13 protein-coding genes and 1 pseudogene are annotated in these 18,153 nt (G+C 59.1%); 9 read left to right on the forward strand and 5 right to left on the reverse strand.

The window, feature by feature from the left end; genetic code table 11:
• The first annotated feature begins 180 nt into the window (after positions 1-180).
• The 4 genes from ACIOU6_RS14475 to ACIOU6_RS14490 all read left to right on the forward strand — a co-directional run bounded on the left by ACIOU6_RS14475 (position 181) and on the right by ACIOU6_RS14490 (position 8,632).
• Complete coding sequence (locus ACIOU6_RS14475; RefSeq protein WP_221729997.1) at positions 181-1,974, forward strand: DUF1302 domain-containing protein; 1,794 nt, start codon at positions 181-183, stop codon at positions 1,972-1,974.
• A gap of 23 nt (positions 1,975-1,997) precedes the next feature.
• Positions 1,998-3,365, forward strand: coding sequence for a DUF1329 domain-containing protein (locus ACIOU6_RS14480; RefSeq protein ID WP_221729996.1), 1,368 nt, complete (start codon positions 1,998-2,000; stop codon positions 3,363-3,365).
• 139 nt (positions 3,366-3,504) lie between these two features.
• Complete coding sequence (locus tag ACIOU6_RS14485) at positions 3,505-6,063, forward strand: LuxR C-terminal-related transcriptional regulator (protein WP_401137291.1); 2,559 nt, start codon at positions 3,505-3,507, stop codon at positions 6,061-6,063.
• Positions 6,064-6,238: 175 nt separating this feature from the next.
• A complete protein-coding gene (locus ACIOU6_RS14490; RefSeq protein WP_401137294.1) occupies positions 6,239-8,632 on the forward strand; it encodes a dermonecrotic toxin domain-containing protein in 2,394 nt (797 codons plus the stop codon).
• Positions 8,633-8,639: 7 nt separating this feature from the next.
• Here the strand turns inward: ACIOU6_RS14490 and ACIOU6_RS14495 are convergent, their stop codons facing one another.
• A complete protein-coding gene (locus ACIOU6_RS14495) occupies positions 8,640-9,437 on the reverse strand; it encodes an IclR family transcriptional regulator (protein WP_401137297.1) in 798 nt (265 codons plus the stop codon).
• A 163-nt stretch (positions 9,438-9,600) separates the two neighbouring features.
• Here ACIOU6_RS14495 and hmgA point away from each other — a divergent pair, with 163 nt between their 5' ends.
• Genes hmgA through maiA form a run of 3 tightly spaced genes read left to right on the forward strand, consistent with a single transcriptional unit; the run spans position 9,601 to position 12,861 of the window.
• A complete protein-coding gene (gene hmgA, locus ACIOU6_RS14500; protein WP_401137300.1) occupies positions 9,601-10,905 on the forward strand; it encodes a homogentisate 1,2-dioxygenase in 1,305 nt (434 codons plus the stop codon).
• A gap of 3 nt (positions 10,906-10,908) precedes the next feature.
• The gene (gene fahA / locus ACIOU6_RS14505) at positions 10,909-12,213 is read left to right on the forward strand and encodes a fumarylacetoacetase (protein WP_401137303.1); all 1,305 of its coding nucleotides are present in this window, start codon (positions 10,909-10,911) and stop codon (positions 12,211-12,213) included.
• Positions 12,214-12,225: 12 nt separating this feature from the next.
• Positions 12,226-12,861 (forward strand): maleylacetoacetate isomerase, encoded by a 636-nt coding sequence (gene maiA, locus ACIOU6_RS14510; RefSeq protein WP_401137306.1) that lies wholly within the window; start codon positions 12,226-12,228, stop codon positions 12,859-12,861.
• A 99-nt stretch (positions 12,862-12,960) separates the two neighbouring features.
• Here the strand turns inward: maiA and ACIOU6_RS14515 are convergent, their stop codons facing one another.
• On the reverse strand, positions 12,961-13,764 hold the full coding sequence (locus tag ACIOU6_RS14515; protein WP_401137383.1) for a SirB1 family protein: 804 nt from the start codon (positions 13,762-13,764) through the stop codon (positions 12,961-12,963).
• A gap of 185 nt (positions 13,765-13,949) precedes the next feature.
• On the opposite strand from ACIOU6_RS14515, the gene ACIOU6_RS14520 reads away from it, so the two are divergent.
• Positions 13,950-14,969 (forward strand): Glu/Leu/Phe/Val dehydrogenase dimerization domain-containing protein, encoded by a 1,020-nt coding sequence (locus tag ACIOU6_RS14520; protein ID WP_221729988.1) that lies wholly within the window; start codon positions 13,950-13,952, stop codon positions 14,967-14,969.
• Positions 14,970-15,114: 145 nt separating this feature from the next.
• On the opposite strand, the pseudogene ACIOU6_RS14525 reads toward ACIOU6_RS14520, so the two are convergent.
• Positions 15,115-15,369 (reverse strand): annotated as a pseudogene (locus ACIOU6_RS14525) (YebG family protein); the annotation flags it as partial.
• Between the two features lie 286 nt (positions 15,370-15,655).
• Here ACIOU6_RS14525 and ACIOU6_RS14530 point away from each other — a divergent pair.
• Complete coding sequence (locus ACIOU6_RS14530; protein ID WP_339432043.1) at positions 15,656-16,156, forward strand: phosphate-starvation-inducible PsiE family protein; 501 nt, start codon at positions 15,656-15,658, stop codon at positions 16,154-16,156.
• Here ACIOU6_RS14530 and ACIOU6_RS14535 read toward each other — a convergent pair.
• Positions 16,153-16,470, reverse strand: a complete 318-nt coding sequence (locus ACIOU6_RS14535) for a DUF3509 domain-containing protein (RefSeq protein ID WP_221729982.1) — start codon at positions 16,468-16,470, stop codon at positions 16,153-16,155. The genes ACIOU6_RS14530 and ACIOU6_RS14535 overlap by 4 nt on opposite strands.
• Before the next feature lie 258 nt (positions 16,471-16,728).
• On the reverse strand, positions 16,729-18,105 hold the full coding sequence (locus ACIOU6_RS14540) for an L-serine ammonia-lyase (protein WP_221729981.1): 1,377 nt from the start codon (positions 18,103-18,105) through the stop codon (positions 16,729-16,731).
• Between the last annotated feature and the right edge of the window lie 48 nt (positions 18,106-18,153).

An 18,153-nucleotide genomic window follows, 5' to 3' on the forward strand; every position in this document is an offset into this window, starting at 1 on the left:
AACGGCACCATGCGCGGCACTGATGATCCTTCATCCAGCCGACCCATGGACGACGCCAAGCCTTAACCCGCAAGGGTATTCATCCTTTCGAGCGACAACGCGAATACCTCCTTGGTGCGCTTATCGACCCGGTCAACCGGCAGTAGGGTGGGGCCTTCTGTCACTCACCGGGGAAGACGCATGAAAACAAGAACAATGCGCGCCATCTTCACACCGCAGGCGCTGGCAGCCGCGGTGGCTATGGGCTGCTGTGCCCAGGCGCACGCGGTTTCGTTCAACATCGGGGAAATCGAGGGCACCTTCGACTCGTCACTGTCGGTCGGTGCGAGCTGGGGCATGCGCGATGCTGACAAGTCGCTGGTCGGCACGGTCAACGGTGGTACCGGGCAATCTTCGACGGGTGATGACGGACGCCTGAACTTCAAGAAGGGCGAAACCTTTTCGAAAATCTTCAAAGGCATTCACGACCTCGAACTGAAGTACGGCGACACCGGGGTGTTTGTGCGTGGCAAATACTGGTACGACTTCGAACTCAAGGATGAAGACCGCGAGTTCAAACAGATCAGCGACAAGGGGCGCAAGGAGGGCGCCAAGTCTTCCGGCGCGCAGATTCTCGATGCGTTCGTCTATCACAACTACTCCATCGCTGACTTGCCGGGCACCGTGCGTGCCGGCAAGCAAGTGGTGAGCTGGGGCGAAAGTACCTTCATCGGCAACTCGATCAACAGCATCAACCCGATCGACGTGTCGGCGTTCCGTCGTCCTGGCGCCGAGATCAAGGAAGGTCTGATCCCGGTGAACATGCTGTTCGGCTCGCAAAGCCTGACGGACAAGCTCTCTGTCGAAGGTTTCTACCAACTGGAATGGGACCAGACCGTTCTCGACAACTGCGGTACGTTCTTCGGCGTCGATGTGGCGGCGGACGGTTGCAACAACGGGTATACCGTCGGCAGTCCCGCGATTGCGCCGTTTGTGCCGTTGACCAAGGCCTTCGGTCAGGGCATTGAGGTGACTCGCGAAGGCGTCGTGGTGCCCCGGGGCGGCGATCGCGATGCACGGGATTCCGGGCAGTGGGGCACGGCGTTGCGCTGGCTCGGCGACGACACCGAATACGGCCTCTATTTCATGAACTACCACAGCCGCACACCGACGGTGGGCACCACCACGGCCGGGCGTTCGACGCTTGCCGCGTTGCCGGGCATGGTCGGCATCGCCAATGGTCTGGCCCCCGGCAGCGGCTCGGGACTGGCGCAAAGCGTGATGCTGGGACGCGGTCAGTATTACCTCCAATACCCGGAAGACATTCGTCTGTACGGCGCCAGTTTCTCTACCACACTGCCCACCGGCACCGCGTGGACCGGCGAGATCAGCTACCGGCCAAACGCTCCGGTGCAGGTCAACACCAACGACCTGACCTTGGCGTTGCTCAACCCGATTGCCGGGGGCGCTGCTTCGCCACTGTCGACTTCGCCCGGTGCTGACAACAAAGGGTATCGCCGCAAGGAAATCACCCAGATCCAGAGCACCCTCACGCACTTCTTTGATCAGGTATTAGGTGCCCAGCGCCTGACCGTCGTCGGTGAAGCGGCGGTGGTGCGGGTCGGCGGTCTGGAGTCGCGCAGCAAGCTGCGTTACGGCCGCGACTCGGTCTACGGCCAATACGGTTTCGGCGGCGACACCGATGGCTTCGTCACGTCGACTTCGTGGGGCTACCGCGCCCGGGCGATTCTCGACTACGCCAACGTGATTGGCGGGGTCAACCTCAAGCCGAACCTGTCGTGGTCGCATGACGTCGCCGGTTACGGCCCCAATGGCCTGTTCAACGAAGGCGCCAAAGCGATCAGCGTCGGCGTCGATGCCGACTACCGCAACACCTACACCGCGAGCCTCAGTTACACCGACTTCTTTGGTGGCGATTACAACGTCCTCGAAGACCGTGACTTCGTCGCCCTGAGCTTCGGCGTGAACTTCTGATCTGCCCGAGAAGGATGAATGCAATGCGCAAAATGATTCTGCAATGTGGTGTCCTGGCCCTGAGCCTGCTGACGGCCAACGTGATGGCGGCAGTGTCACCGCAAGAAGCCAACAAGCTTGGCACCAGCCTCACGCCGCTGGGCGCCGAGAAGGCCGGTAACGCCGATGGCTCGATTCCGGCATGGACCGGTGGCATCCCGAAAAACGCCGGGGCGGTCGACAGCAAAGGGTTCCTGGCCGACCCGTTCGCCAATGAAAAACCGTTGTTCACCATCACCGCCGCCAATGTCGACCAGTACAAGGACAAGCTCTCCGACGGTCAGGTGGCGATGTTCAAACGCTACCCGCAAACCTACAAGATCCCGGTTTACCCGACCCACCGCACCGTCGCCGTGCCGCCTGAGATCTATGAGTCAGCCAAACGCAGTGCGCTGAACGTGACCACGATCAATGACGGCAACGGCCTGGCCAATTTCACCGGCAACCGCTACTACGCCTTCCCGATTCCGAAGAACGGCGTTGAAGTGTTGTGGAACCACATCACCCGTTACCACGGCGGGAATCTGCGTCGGATCATCACTCAGGTCACACCACAAACCAACGGCAGCTACACGCCGATCCGCTTCGAAGAAGAGATCGCCGTGCCGCAACTGATGAAAGATCTCGACCCGGAAAAAGCCGCCAACGTCCTGACCTTTTTCAAGCAGTCAGTCACCGCGCCGGCACGTCTGGCCGGCAACGTGCTGCTGGTTCACGAGACGCTCGATCAGGTGAAGGAACCGCGTCTGGCGTGGGTCTACAACGCCGGCCAGCGCCGGGTACGCCGCGCGCCGCAAGTGGCCTATGACGGCCCGGGCACCGCCGCGGACGGTCTGCGCACCTCCGACAACTTCGACATGTTCTCCGGCGCTCCGGATCGTTATGACTGGAAACTGGTCGGCAAGAAGGAAATGTACATTCCGTACAACAGCTACAAACTCGATTCGCCGAAACTCAAGTACGACGACATCGTCAAGGCTGGCCACATCAATCAGGATCTGACCCGCTATGAACTGCATCGCGTGTGGGAGGTGATCGGTACGGTCAAACCGAACGAGCGGCACATTTACGCCAAGCGTCACATGTACATCGATGAGGACAGTTGGCAGGTAGCGCTGGTCGATCACTACGACGGTCGCGGCCAACTGTGGCGCGTCGCCGAAGGGCACGCTCAGTACTACTACGATCACCAGGCACAGGCCTACACCCTGGAAGCGCTCTACGACATCATTGCCGGCCGGTACATTGCCTTGGGGATGAAGAACGAAGAAAAGCACAGTTTCGAATTCGGCTTCGAAGCCAAGGCTGCCGACTACACGCCATCGGCCCTGCGCGCAGCGGGCGTGCGGTAACGTTTGGGATACAACGGCTGTACAAAAGGCGACCGCGCGGTCGCCTTTTTTATGGCTGCCAATCAGCGCGCTGAATATTTATCAACAAGCTGACAGCAGAGGGCTAGGGTGGCTGCAAAACAATAAGAAGGCTTACCCGATGACCGCCATGACGCCGTGTCTGGATCGCCCCGGTTTCCTGCCCAGACTGTCTTCCCATCACCAGCCACGCTTGCGATTGAGCGAGCCACTGCTTGAGTCGATGGCGCGGGTCAGGCTCATTTGTGCGCCCGCCGGCAGTGGCAAAAGCGCGCTGCTTACCGAATGCCTGCTTCAGGCACCCACCGCCCATGCGGTGTTGTGGTTGCCGCTGGCCGGGGCGCAACTCGGTACCGGCGAATTGTGCCGGCGACTGACGCAGGTGCTGGGACTGGCCGAAACAGACGAGTCAGGCTTGATCGCGGCATTGGCTCACTGGGCGACACCGACCTGGCTATTCATTGACGATTACTGCCGTCTGCCGGATCCGTCGCTCGATGCCTTGCTCGACCGTTTGCTGACAATCAGCAGCCCGGCATTAACCTGGTGGATCGGCACTCGCCGGCGTCCGCAATGCAACTGGCCGCGGTTGCTGCTGGACGACGAATTGTATGAATGTGAAAGCCCGACGCTGGCGCTGACCCAGGACGAGATCGCCCAGGCACTGAAACATTTGTCAGCCGAGCAGGCCGCCAATGTGGCTGGACGGATTGTTCATCGCACCGGTGGCTGGTGCGCCGGAGTGCGAATGACGTTGCTGCAAAAATGCGACTGGTCGCAAAGCACCCAACCGCAGCAACGTGTGGAAACCTTGCTTGATTATCTGCAGCACGAACTGTTCAGCGGTTTGACGCCGGAGCTGGCGGAAGTCTGGCGGGTACTGGCGAATCTGCCGCGTTTCAACGCTGAACTGTGTGAGCACTTGTTCGGTGCCGGTGAGGGGGCTGATTACCTGCGAACGCTGCAAACGCTGGGTTGCTTTATCGAGCCATGGAATGAATCGTCGCAGTGGCTACAGATCTTCGCGCCTTTGGCGCAGGTGATGCGCGATGAACATTGGCCCGCGTCCCGTTCATGGCATCGTCGGGCCTGCCAATGGTTCGCCGCTACCGGGGATTGGCGTTCGGCTTTCGAGCAGGCGTTGCTTGCCGAGGAATTCGAAACGGCAGTGAGCCTGTTGCAGCATTTCAACTTCGAGCATCTTTTTGAAGAGCAAACTGTGGTGCTGTTGTTGCGCCTGCATGAATCTCAGGGCGAAGGATTGACCTTGGGATCACCGCAGTTGGTCGGGCTGATCAGCGCAGCGCTGTTGTTTGCCGGCCGGTTCGAACAGGCCACGCAGTGCATCGCGCACCTGGCGAGGTTCATGCCGCAACCTTCGGCGGCGCTGGAACGACAACTGATTGCGCGCTGGCAAACCTTGAATGGCTGGCTGCTGCATCTGGAAGGGCAGATGACTTGCGCTCAGAGTCATTTTTCCGAGGCGCTGGATTCGCTCGACGACGACCACTGGATGGCGCGGGTGATGTGTTTGTCGGGGGTGACGCAACAGGCGCTCTTGAGAGGGGAGATGGATGTGGCCTACGCCCACAATCGGCAGGCGCTGTGTCTGGCGCGGGCGCAAAATTCGCTGGTTTTCGAGGCGCTGCTTGAACTCGATCATGCACAAATATTGGAGCAGCGTGGCGCGGCGGCGCGGGCCGAATGTCTGTTGGCCGGAGTGCACGCTCTGCTCGGCAGACGATCGGATCGACCGACGCCGCTATTGGGCAGGATTGCACTGCGTCGGGGGCGTCTGGCCCTCAGTCAGGGGCAGGATGCCCTGGCGGCCGTTTTTTTTCAGTCCGGCCTCGACGATTGCAAGCGCAACCATGACAAGCGGGTTTTGTATGGCTATCTGGGGCAGGCACAACTGGCGGCCAATCAGGCGGATTTTGAAGGTGCATTTGTCTGGTTGCGCGATGCACAGCGGCTGATGCAGCAGCGGCAGATTCCGGAGACTGTCTATCGTGGGGTGTTGTTGCAGATCAGCAGTCTGTTGTGGCTTCAGCAAGGGCGTGCCGAACTGGCCAACGAGGCGATGGCGCGTCTGCTGCGTCACTATCAAGGGGCCGGTGCATTGCAGGCACCGCCGGCGACCATCGAGTTGATTCCACGGGTTGAATACCTGCTGATCCTGGCGCAAACGGGTCTGCGCATCGCCAATAATCCTATCATCCGGCTTCAGCAGTTATTGGCGGACGCGAAGCAGTGCAGAATGGTCGCCCTCGAAACTGACTTGCTCCTGGCGTTGGCCGAAGTTGCCTTTCTGCAGTGCGATCAGGCCGGCGCACAACACTATTTGCAGCTGGGCCTTGAATGGGTCGCTCATCACGGCCTGCACCAGGCGTTGCGTGAACTGGAATTGCGCCAGCCGAACCTGGTGCAGGCACTGAATAACAAGATCGCTGAAGATGCAGCCACGCAGACATTAAGCAACTACGGCGTGCTGAGCCAGCGAGAACTTGAAGTTTTACGACTGATCGCCAAAGGCTATTCCAATCAACAGATTGCAGATGAACTGTTTATTTCGCTACATACCGTAAAGACTCATGCCAGGCGTATACACGGAAAGTTGGGTGTCGAACGAAGAACTCAAGCGGTGGCAAGTGCAAAGCTGTTGGGTCTCGATCTAAGTTGAATTTGTGACAGCCACGTGGAGGATTATTTATTTTGGCGTTTGTCTGAGATGTTTTATGACGTTTGAAAACTTGCAGTAACGGCTGTTGGATTTTTTTCGCTGTTTATATTCGATAACTTGCTCGCAATCGAAGTGGCGCAGTGTCATTTCTTGATCGTTGACCAAGGAGTTAGGTATGAGCGTTATCAATGGCTTTTCAGAAGTTCGACCCGCATGGCTGTCAGGTGCCAGTGAACAAAATAAGCAGCGTCATGACCATTTGCTACAGCAAGTGCGCGCTGAGGAAACCCGGCGTGATCAGTTTCTGGATAAGGCAGCATCGCTGAAAGCCTATGCTGCTGTACGAAGTAAAGAGTGGATCAACAGTGCATTGGGTGTTTCGGTTGATCCTGAAACTATCAAGGTCACCTGTCGCTATGCCATCAAGGTCGGAGCGCGCACCCTGGTTCAGGAAGACAAGCGCACGTTTGTGGAACTGGCGCTGTTCGGCGTACATGATCGCAATCAACGCTTCGAGATGGCTTTTGAAGGGCCGGTTCCTTCCGGCTTGACACCTGTGCGCGTAGAAAACTGGCTGGCGTCTGTCAACATCCGCTCGGATTTCTGGGACACGCGCCGTAAAGCCTTTAACGATTACGACGTGCAGATGGCGCTTCTGGAGGTCTTGGGGGCGCGCATCGCCTACAGCACTTTTTGCGCTGCCGTGCAGGGGCATCTCAATCAGCCAAACATGGCGATGGTCGAACGTTTTATGCAAGGAGACCGGAGTATTTCGGCATCGGCCTTCGTGATGAATGGCTTCCGGTTCGGTTTCCGCGATCTGATGGTTTTCCAGCAAAAGGCCAATCCCCACGGCAACTGCGTCTTGTACGCCCCAGGCTCGCCGGAAGAGCGCGACTGGTATCAATTTCCCAACAGTCGTGAACTTGAATTTCATGTGGCTGGCTGGGTGAGAACAGCCGAAGGGCAGAGCTATCTGGCGGCGCAAACCCAACCTGCGGAAAGGGCGTCACTGGCCAAATACATGGCCACGCTGCGGCAGCTTCCGAGTGCCTGGAAAGGGGTAACGTTTTCCGAATGGCCGGACGCACCGGAAGGCATTCTTGTCGAGGCAATCTTCCATCAGATCGCCTGGGACCTGGCACAGGAAACGCTCGCGCATCCTGCCGCCTATCGAAGCGCCCCTGATGAAATGCGCCAGTCGTTTGCCCGCTTGAATACGGAGTTGAAAGCGCTCTACACCATCGGCACTCGCGAAGCGGGCATCCTGACCTATGAGCGCTTCTGTTACGACCTGATCAAGCAACGTATCGAAGATCTTTTAAAGACCATCGGAAAAACGGTGCAGGTAAACCCGGACGAGATCTTCCTTGATCTGAGTGAAAACGAGACGATTACGCTCACCCAGTTGATCATCAAGGAAACGCAGTTTTATGCCCATGATCGTGGCGGCGAAGTGATTGGGATTTATCCGCGCTTTCGTGTAGGCGCGAAGCATCCAGCACTGCCCGACCTGGACATACGTCAACTGGCCAGTTGGTCGAGAACGTTGCGCCCGGGAGAGAAGTACATCGCCATGCTGCGTGCCGATTATTTAAATAAACAGCACCCCGATTATGAATTAAAGAAAGAAGTTCACTTCAAGTCCCGACAGGTTGAAATGCAACGTTCGGTGTTGTCGAGTTTTTATGCCGGTGCTATCACCCTCACGTTGGCTGAGCAATTGCGCACGTTAATCCTGAACTTCGATAAAGGGACGCCTGCTTCTTTTCCGCCTTTCGGAGAAGTGCCTTCGACCGTGCAGTTCAGTGCAGTCTTCAAGTTTCATGTAAAACGGTGTCTGGTTGAGGGTGTGTATGTTTTCAGGCTGGTACAGGGCGGCAAAGTCAGTGAAATTCTTTATACGCCTGACGCGCCGGACGGCGTCTACTTGCGACCGTTGAGCGGGTTTTTCGAGGCGATCAAGGAACACGGGCTGGGTCAGTACTTCTACGACCGGGTCAAGTACGTCGATCAACGGATCATGGGGACGTTCATCAATAACATTGAATTCAACAATGTTTCTGAAAAACTACCCGTGCTTGAGCTCAACAGCCGCGTGCTGTCGTTGCGCGCGAGTTATAACGAACGTATCGAACGGATCATTGCTGATATTAACGCGCAAACCACCAGTCTGAACGAAATCATTGGCAAATTGGCCTATGACTCGGTGGCGTTGGCTGCGAGTGTCGTCAGTTTGGTAATCCCGCCCGTTGGATTCGCACTCTCCGTGGTGCAAATCACCAAAAACGTACTGGAAGGCGCCGAGTCCTACCGATATGGCGATCGAGAAACGGCCTTCAACAGTTTCAAGGAGGCTCTACTGGACCTGGCGTCTTTGATTCCTGGAGGCAAGGAAGCAACCAAGGCGCAGAAGACGCTGATTCAACTCATGGGTGACGGCAAGGCAATCGTCGGCCTGATTGGATCGGCGACCGGCCAGACCCTCGGCCATGAACGTCTTCTGGCGATAATTGAAGAAATTCTCCAGGAGGAGCCAGCGGGGGACAGCAAAACCGTATTGCTGTAACACCCTGTTAGCGAACTGTCGGCGCCTCTGCGTCGAACCCCATCCGCCAACTCACGGCCCGCGTCGCAGCCAACAACCGCTGCGCCGCCGGGCCGTCTTCGTCGGCGTGAAACAGTGAGGTCGGGCCGACGATGGTCATCACGGCGGCGATCTGTCCGACAGCGTTGAATACCGGAGCGGACAACGCATCCACCCCCGGCATCAGCAAGCCATGCACATGATGCAAACCACGTTCGCGGATCTGCTCGCACAGTGTTGCGTATGTTTTTTCGTCCTTCAGTGGATGATCCACAGCGGCCACTTCCTGATCACGCAACTCATCGGTTTCCCGGTGGGGCAGATAGGCACTGAACACCAACCCCGTCGAAGAGCTAAGCAGCGGCAGCACTGAACCCAATTGCGTCACCACCGTCACCGCACGCACCGCCGGCTCGATGTGCACCACGGTGGCCCCCTGATTACCCCACACCGCGAGGAAACAGGTTTCGTTGAGTTCGTCGCGCAATTCGGCCAATGGCAGGGCCGCGACTTTCAGCACATCCATACTGTTGAGTGCGGCCAGACCCACGCGCAGCGCTTCGCGGCCGAGGCCGTAATGGTTGGTGGCGGGGTTCTGTTCGGCAAATCCCGAGGCGATCAACGCTTGCAGGTAGCGGTGCACCTTGCTTGCGGGCATTTGTACGTGCTCGGCCAGGCGCGACAAGGAAGTGGCGGGCGACAACTCGGCCAGGGCCTTGAGGATGTCGGTGCCGACTTCGGCGGAGCGGACTTTCTGTTTGCCGTGACTGTCGCTGGTTTTTTCCATGATGCTGCCGGGTTCCGGAACGAATGGGCGTCTTTATAGCTTGACGCTGGATAGCGAGCAAATTACGTTATGCGTAATCGAATTACGATAATAACAACCCCGGCGTGCCGAAACCTCTGAGCCAGAGCGATGGGCCATGCCGACTCCCTGTTCAGGAGGCTCCATGAACCTCGATTCAACCGCGTCGACGCTGGCTTATCAGTCCGGTTTCGGCAACGAATTCAGCACTCAAGCGTTGCCCGGCGCGCTGCCCGTCGGCCAGAACTCCCCGCAAAAAGCCCCCTACGGCCTCTACACCGAGTTGTTTTCCGGTACTGCGTTCACCATGACCCGCAGTGAAGCCCGGCGTACCTGGATGTACCGCATTCAGCCATCGGCCAATCACCCGGCGTTCGTCAAACTTGAACGGCAACTGGCTGGTGGGCCGTTAGGCGAGGTGACCCCCAATCGTCTGCGCTGGAACCCGTTGGATATCCCGAGCGAACCGACCGACTTCATCGACGGTCTGGTGAGCATGGCCGCCAACGCCGGCGCCGATAAACCCGATGGCATCAGCATCTACAACTACGCCGCCAACCGCTCAATGGAGCGTGTGTTCTTCAACGCCGACGGCGAACTGCTGCTGGTGCCGCAACTCGGTCGCCTGCGCATAGCCACCGAACTGGGTGTGCTGGAAGTGGCGCCGCTGGAAATCGCCGTGCTGCCACGCGGTCTGAAATTCCGCGTCGAACTGCTTGACCCGCAAGCACGCGGCTACATCGCCGAGAACCACGGCGCGCCGCTGCGCCTGCCGGATCTGGGGCCAATCGGTAGCAATGGCCTGGCCAACCCACGGGATTTCCTGACCCCGGTCGCTGCTTACGAAAATCTGCAACAACCGACCACGCTGGTGCAGAAATTTCTTGGGCAGTTGTGGGCCACCGAACTCAATCATTCGCCACTGAACGTGGTCGCCTGGCACGGTAACAACGTGCCGTACAAATACGATCTGCGCCGCTTCAACACCATCGGCACGGTCAGTTTCGATCATCCCGACCCGTCGATCTTCACCGTACTGACCTCTCCGACCAGCGTGCACGGTCTGGCCAACCTCGACTTCGTGATCTTCCCGCCTCGCTGGATGGTGGCCGAGAACACCTTCCGTCCGCCGTGGTTCCACCGCAACCTGATGAACGAATTCATGGGCCTGATCCAGGGCGAATACGACGCCAAGGCTGAAGGCTTCGTGCCTGGCGGCGCCTCGCTGCACAGTTGCATGAGCGCCCACGGCCCGGACGGTGAGACCTGCACCAAGGCCATCAACGCCGAACTCAAACCGGCGAAAATCGATAACACCATGGCCTTCATGTTCGAGACCAGTCAGGTGCTGCGCCCAAGCCGCTTCGCCCTCGACTGCCCACAACTGCAACCCAATTACGACGCCTGCTGGGCCACACTGCCCGCCACGTTCGACCCGACCCGGAGATAACCCATGACTCAGAATTCCATCACCCGCAGTTGGGTTGCTTCGGCCAACGGCCACGCCGATTTTCCGCTGCAGAACCTGCCGCTCGGCGTGTTCAGTGTCAACGGTTTGGTGCCGCGCGCTGGCGTCGCGATCGGCGATCACGTCTTCGATCTGCAAGTGGCGCTTGAGGCCGGTCTGTTCGACGGTGCAGCGCGAAGTGCCGTCGAAGCCATGAAGGGCGGTTTGCTCAATGCGTTCTTCGAACTCGGTCGCCCGGCTCGCGCGGCGCTGCGCCAGCGTCTGCTTGAATTGTTTGAAGAAGGCAGCACCGAGCGCGGCAATATCGAAGCCCAAGGGGCAACACTGCTGCCTTTGGCCGTGGACTGCCAGATGCATCTGCCGGCGCGCATCAGTGACTACACCGACTTCTACGTCGGCATCGAACACGCGCAGAACGTCGGCAAACTGTTCCGCCCCGACAACCCTCTGCTGCCCAACTACAAGCACGTACCGATCGGCTACCACGGTCGCGCCTCGACGGTGCGCGCCTCCGGCACCGACGTGCGCCGCCCCAAAGGCCAGACGCTGCCCGCCGGTCAAACCGAACCGACTTTTGGCCCGTGCGCTCGCTTGGACTATGAACTGGAACTGGGGATCTGGATCGGTCAGGGCAATGAGATGGGCGATTCGATTGCCATCGGTGATGCGGCTGAGCACATCGCCGGTTTCTGCCTGCTCAACGACTGGTCGGCTCGCGACATTCAGGCGTGGGAATATCAGCCGCTGGGCCCGTTCCTGTCCAAGAGCTTCATCACCAGCGTCTCGCCGTGGGTGGTGACCGCCGAAGCGCTGGCGCCGTTCCGCACCGCGCAACCTGCGCGCCCGCAAGGTGATCCGCAGCCGCTGCCTTACCTGCTCGACAAACGCGATCAGGACGCTGGCGCCTTCGACATCGAACTGCAAGTGTTGCTGCTTACCGAAGCCATGCGCGAGCAAAACCTGCCGGCCCATCGCCTGACACTGAGCAACACCCGCTACATGTACTGGACCGTCGCGCAAATGGTTGCGCACCACAGCGTCAACGGTTGCCAGTTGCAGGCCGGTGATCTGTTCGGCTCTGGCACTTTGTCCGGTCCTGAAAACGGTCAGTTCGGCAGCCTGCTGGAAATCACCGAGGGCGGCAAAAAGCCGATAGAACTGGCGTCCGGTGAAGTGCGCAAATTTCTTGAGGACGGCGACGAAATCATCCTGCGTGCGCGCTGCGTCCGTGACGGTTTTGCTTCCATCGGCTTCGGCGAATGCCGCGGTAAAGTGCTGCCGGCGCGCTGACAGGAGCGGCTCATGGATCTCTATACCTATTACCGTTCGACCTCGTCGTATCGGGTGCGGATCGCGCTGGCGCTCAAGGGGCTCGACTACCAGGCACTGCCGGTCAACCTGATTGCACCGCCCGGTGGCGAGCATCGGCAAGCGGCGTATCTGGCGATCAATCCGCAGGGGCGGGTGCCGGCGTTGCGTACTGACGAAGGCGAACTGCTGATTCAGTCGCCGGCGCTCATCGAGTATCTGGAAGAGCGTTATCCACAGAGGCCTCTTTTGCCCGAAGACCTTGCTACCCGTGCGCATGTGCGCGGCGTGGCGGCGGTGATCGGCTGCGATGTGCATCCGCTGCACAACGTCAGCGTGCTTAATCGTCTACGTCAGTTGGGGCACGATGAGCCGCAGGTGGTGGAGTGGATCAGTCACTGGATCGGGCAGGGGCTGGCGACGGTGGAACAGTTGATCGGTGACAGCGGTTTCTGTTTCGGTGAGTGGCCATGCGTGGCGGACGTCTACCTGATCCCGCAGTTGTATGCCGCGCAGCGGTTCAATGTTTCGCTGCAGGCTTATCCGCGGATTCGCCGCGTGGCGGCATTGGCCGCTGAACATCCGGCGTTCATCAAGGCGCATCCCGCCAACCAGCCAGATACACCGTAAATTCCTGTGGGAGCGGGCTTGCTCGCGAAAGCACCGTGTCAGACACAGAGATTTTGACTGATACACCGCATCCGCGAGCAATCCAGCTCCCACAAGGGATCAGTGGACGACAGAATTGGGTGGGAGATGCCCAAGCCGTTCCGTCAGACGCAAGCGCTGAATCGGGTCATCACTGAGCAGTAGCGCATGCTCCAGATCGAAGCGTTCGGCATTTGGGCAGTCGAGCCGCTGATAAAGACTGGCGCGCGCCAGGTAATCGGCGGCGTTGGCGTCGCCCAGCTCAAGCACGCGTTCGGCGTCGATCAGGGCCGCGATAAAGTCATCGTGGGACAGGTACAACTGGCGCAGGTTGCGCGACAGGCGTTGAAGCATCTGCACCGGCGTGGCAGTCAGCAGATGGTCGGCGTTGAGCTTCATGTTCGGGCCGTATTGGCGCTGCAACAGTTCTCGACAGTCGTTGGGGTACAGGCGTCGACCACCGCAGGGGTCAAGCAAGTGATCGGCACCGGGTACCCGGAGCAGGAAGTGCCCGGGGAAGTTAACCCCGACCAGTGGAATTTCCAGCGCGCGCGCCAGTTCCAGCGCAATCAACGCCAACACCAAAGGCTGGCCGCGACGGGTTTGCAACACTTTGTGCAATAACGCGGCCTGTGGGCGCAGCGGGAGGAAGTCGTCCTGAGCGAAGCCGAGCTCCGTCATCCGCCGTAATAGCGGCTGCGCCAGTTCGCTGACCGGCAACATCGGCAAGCCATAGCTGACCCGTTGCTGCAATTCCTTGAAGTCCTGCATAAGCGCCTCGGGATTGACGGTTGTATCGTGCTCGGCCGCGATCCACAGCGCGGCGTCGAACAGCGCAGGCGGTGAACGGTGCAGACACTCGAAAAAACGTTGGCGCGCACTCATCAGAATCTCCGGGTAATGCCCCGTTTTAGCCCCGTCCATGCCATTCGTCCAGTGCCTGGCTGCGCCAGTCTGGATATATGCCGCAAACCCATTGTCCGCACGGGCGCTTATTCCGGTGCGCTGCAGCAATTTTCGGGCGCAAGCCTATACTGGCGTTCTACAAGAAGTGATTCGGGAGCCCAACGATGTTTGCGCTCATGCAAAGCACTCGCCTGGAATCGCTGCACCTGAGCGTTGACCCGGTCTCCGGGTTGAAGGCGGTCATTGCCATCCATAACAGTCGCCTCGGGCCGGCCCTTGGCGGATGTCGTTATCTTGCCTATCCCAATGACGAATCAGCCGTCGAAGACGCCATTCGTCTCGCTCAGGGCATGAGCTACAAAGCTGCGCTGGCCGGGCTGCCGCAGGGCGGTGGTGTGGCGGTGATTGTGCGCCCGGTGCATGTGGAAAATCGCGGGACGTTATTTGAAGCCTTCGGCCGCTGCATTGATCAACTCGACGGTCGCTACATCACCGCCATCGACAGTGGTACTTGCGTGGCGGACATGGATTGCATCGCCCAGCAGACCCAACACGTCACCAGCACCACCTCGGCCGGCGACCCGGCGCCACACGCGGCAATGGGCGTGTTCGCCGGGATTCGTGCCACCGCCATGGCGCGATTGGGCTGCGATAACCTCGAAGGTCTGCGCGTTGCGATTCAGGGCTTGGGCAATGTCGGTTACGCACTGGCCGAGCAGCTTCACGCGGCGGGCGCCGAACTGCTGGTCAGCGACATCGACCACGGCAAGGTGCAACTGGCGATGGAGCAACTCAACGCCCATCCAGTCGCCAACGATGCGCTGCTCTGCACGCCTTGCGACATTCTGGCGCCGTGTGGGCTGGGCGGTGTGCTCAACAGTCACACGGTCACGCAACTGCGTTGCTCGGCAGTGGCGGGATCGGCGAATAATCAGCTGACGCATCTGGACGTGGCGGATCAACTGGAGCGGCGCGGGATTCTGTATGCCCCCGATTACGTGATCAATGCCGGCGGCCTGATCTACGTTTCACTGAAGCATCGCGGCGAAGAGTTGCCGACGATCACTGCGCATCTGTCGAAAATCAGCTCGCGGCTGACTGAAGTGTTTGCCCATGCCCAGGCGGAAAAACGCTCACCGGCGAGGGTGGCCGATGAGTTGGCGGAGAAAGTGTTGTATCGCTGAGTTTCATCGGCATGAAAAAGGCCCTGAGCCATTCGACTCAGGGCCTATTCAATTCGGGCATTGATTACTTCGCAGCTTTCACCGCTTTTGCCGGTTTCAAGGGCGCTTCGGCAGATTCCTCGGCCTCGGCTTTCTCGACCGGCTCAGCCGGTGCATTGATCAGCTCCGAGAGTGCATCAGGCTGGCTCTTGAACGCTCGGGCGAACACATCGCGGTTCTTCGCCATGTAGATCCCGGCTTCTTCCACTTGCTGCTCAGTCATGGACGGAACGGCTTTTTGCAACACATCGGCCAGATATTCGGCCAGTTCGAGCATTTTGTCATGACGGTCAGCTTCGGCTTTATCCATGAACAAGCGCTCCAGATCTCGGCTGCTGCGGTATACCACTTCGACGGCCATTCACCACCTCACATGCCTTCACGTTAAGTTGTCTTCACGACTACTGTATCCATATACAGCGAAAAGGATAAGCGAATCCCTGCGCTATGGGTAGTGGCTTTTCAATGTAGACCGGATTCAGGGTTTGTCAGCCTTGCGCAGGCACTGCGACGAAACGCCACGGCGCGCGCTTCGTGGCACCTCGCCATGATGGCGTGGCCTCTTTTCTGCATGAAACCCAAAGCATGCAGAAAAACGTCATGTCCAACACGCATCATCCGCTCGAATCGGGCTAAGGAACATCATCGTGAAAATCAACTGGGCCGAGAAACTGCGGCAAAACGTGCATCAACTGGCCGAGTCCCTGGGCAACCTGTTCGTCGAAACTTTCCACTACCTGGCGCTGTTCGCCATCGGTGCGGTGACGGCGTGGGCGGCGGTGATGGAGTTTCTCGGGATGCTCGAAGAGGGGCATATCAAGATTGATGACATTCTGTTGCTGTTCATCTATCTGGAACTGGGCGCGATGGTCGGGATTTACTTCAAGACCAACCACATGCCAGTGCGCTTCCTGATCTACGTGGCGATCACCGCGCTGACCCGTCTGCTGATCTCCAACGTCTCGCACCACAACCCACCGGACATGGGCATCATCTACCTGTGCGGCGGAATTCTGCTGCTGGCGTTTTCGATTCTGGTGGTGCGTTACGCCTCGTCGCAATTTCCTTCGGTGAAAATCGACAAGCCGCAACGCAAGCTCGGAGCAGGTTCCGGTGAACACCCTGAGATCGAGAAGGGCGAGCTTTAAAGCCCGGCAGCCTGCCGAGGCTCACCGCTGATTCGCTGCGGTGGCGGGGTCAGGCCGTCGCCGCTGGTCATCGCTTCAAGGATCGCCATGGCACTGTGGCCTTGTTCGATGGCGATGCCGAATTGGATGCTTTGCACCAGACGCTTGAGGCGTTTGGGGTCGTTGCGCTGTTCGGTGCTGATCATGCGTTTGGCCACGATGCGGCCGCTGTTGGACAGGGTCAGCATAATGCTGCCGTCCAGGCCCTGAATGCTCAGGTTGATCTGATAGTCCGGCGCGAAGGCATCGGTAATGATCTGAAAAGGATTGTCCATGATGCGTCACCGCCTGATTGAACGTGCAGTTGTTGACCGGCCGCGATCGGGTTGGTTCGCCCATCCAGACCACCGGCCATTCCGTGGCCATATCGCCATATCGCTTTATGCAAGTGCTGTAGCAAGGGCTATGCCGGAATAATTGTCGAACAATGAACACGGACAAAAACAAGGCGAGCCATTGGCTCGCCTTGTTCATTTGCGTCCTGTTTCAGGGCAGGAACGCGTCGATGATCGCTGACAGTGCAATCAGGCTGATCAGCATTCCACCCAGTTCACCGCCAAGCCGCCCCGTGAAGTCTCTTTGTATTTGTCGTGCATGTCGGCGCCGGTATCGCGCATGGTGCGGATCACCCGGTCGAGGGAAATGAAGTGGTTGCCGTCACCGCGCAGGGCCATTTGCGTGGCGTTGATCGCCTTCACTGCGGCGATGGCGTTGCGCTCGATACAGGGCACTTGCACCAGCCCGCCGACCGGATCGCAGGTCAGGCCCAGGTTGTGTTCGAGGCCGATCTCGGCGGCGTTCTCCAGTTGCTCCGGGGTGGCGCCGAGCACGTCGGCCAGGCCGGCAGCGGCCATCGCGCAGGCGGAACCGACCTCGCCCTGACAGCCGACTTCGGCGCCGGAAATCGAGGCGTTTTTCTTACACAGAATGCCGACAGCGGCGGCGCTCAGGAAGAAAACGACGACGTCATCGTCGGACGCGTCCGGATTGAATTTCATGTAGTAGTGCAGAACCGCAGGAATGATCCCGGCGGCGCCGTTGGTCGGTGCGGTAACCATGCGCCCGCCCGCGGCGTTTTCTTCGTTGACGGCTAGGGCGAACAGGTTGACCCACTCCATCGCCGACAGCGTCGAGCTGATGACATTCGGTTTGCCGATTTCCAGCAGACTACGGTGCAGTTTTGCCGCGCGGCGCGGCACATTGAGACCTCCGGGCAACAGGCCTTCGTGGCGCAGGCCTTGTTCGACGCACTCGCGCATCACCGACCAGATGTGCAGCAGGCCCTGCCGAATTTCGGTGTCGCTGCGCCAGGCCCGTTCATTGGCCATCATCAGCTCGCAAACCCGCAGCTTGTGCTGCTTGCACAGCGACAACAGTTCGGCGGCGCTGGAAAAGTCGTACGGCAATACCACGTCGCTGGCCGGCGCCACGCCGGATTCGGCTTCTGCCGCTTCGATGATGAAACCGCCACCGACCGAGTAGTACGTTTGCGTAAACAGTGCAGCGCTTTCGCCAAAGGCTGTCAGGGACATGGCGTTGGGATGGTAGGGCAGGCTCTCGTCGAGCAGCAGGAGATCGCGTTGCCAGTTGAAGGCAATTGACCGCTGTCCGGCGAGGGACAGTTGGCCGGTCTCGCGCAGTTGCTGGATGCGTGGGTCGATGGTCGCCGGATCAATGCTGTCCGGCCACTCGCCCATCAGGCCCATGATCGTGGCGCGGTCGGTGGCGTGGCCGACGCCTGTGGCGGACAACGAACCATACAAGCGGATTTCCACGCGTTGCACATCGTTGAGCAAATGCTCGTCGATCAGCGCTTGAGTGAAGGTTGCAGCAGCGCGCATCGGGCCGACGGTGTGGGAACTGGACGGACCGATGCCGACTTTGAATAGATCGAAAACACTGATAGCCATGCTAAAGCCTTACAAGCAATGGTGTAGGAATCGCCGCCATTTTTTGTA

Origin of the sequence: Pseudomonas sp. NPDC087615 (assembly GCF_044743445.1) — a bacterium.
GTDB lineage: Bacteria > Pseudomonadota > Gammaproteobacteria > Pseudomonadales > Pseudomonadaceae > Aquipseudomonas > Aquipseudomonas baetica_A.

Coding starts and splice junctions, on each gene's coding strand:
- ACIOU6_RS14490 (WP_401137294.1), top strand. CDS start 6,239: ATGAGCGTTATCAATGGCTTTTCAGAAGTTCGACCCGCATGGCTGTCA.
- hmgA (WP_401137300.1), top strand. CDS start 9,601: ATGAACCTCGATTCAACCGCGTCGACGCTGGCTTATCAGTCCGGTTTC.
- ACIOU6_RS14540 (WP_221729981.1), bottom strand. CDS start 18,105: ATGGCTATCAGTGTTTTCGATCTATTCAAAGTCGGCATCGGTCCGTCC.
- ACIOU6_RS14480 (WP_221729996.1), top strand. CDS start 1,998: ATGCGCAAAATGATTCTGCAATGTGGTGTCCTGGCCCTGAGCCTGCTG.
- fahA (WP_401137303.1), top strand. CDS start 10,909: ATGACTCAGAATTCCATCACCCGCAGTTGGGTTGCTTCGGCCAACGGC.
- ACIOU6_RS14520 (WP_221729988.1), top strand. CDS start 13,950: ATGTTTGCGCTCATGCAAAGCACTCGCCTGGAATCGCTGCACCTGAGC.
- ACIOU6_RS14535 (WP_221729982.1), bottom strand. CDS start 16,470: ATGGACAATCCTTTTCAGATCATTACCGATGCCTTCGCGCCGGACTAT.
- ACIOU6_RS14485 (WP_401137291.1), top strand. CDS start 3,505: ATGACCGCCATGACGCCGTGTCTGGATCGCCCCGGTTTCCTGCCCAGA.
- maiA (WP_401137306.1), top strand. CDS start 12,226: ATGGATCTCTATACCTATTACCGTTCGACCTCGTCGTATCGGGTGCGG.
- ACIOU6_RS14475 (WP_221729997.1), top strand. CDS start 181: ATGAAAACAAGAACAATGCGCGCCATCTTCACACCGCAGGCGCTGGCA.
- ACIOU6_RS14495 (WP_401137297.1), bottom strand. CDS start 9,437: ATGGAAAAAACCAGCGACAGTCACGGCAAACAGAAAGTCCGCTCCGCC.
- ACIOU6_RS14515 (WP_401137383.1), bottom strand. CDS start 13,764: ATGAGTGCGCGCCAACGTTTTTTCGAGTGTCTGCACCGTTCACCGCCT.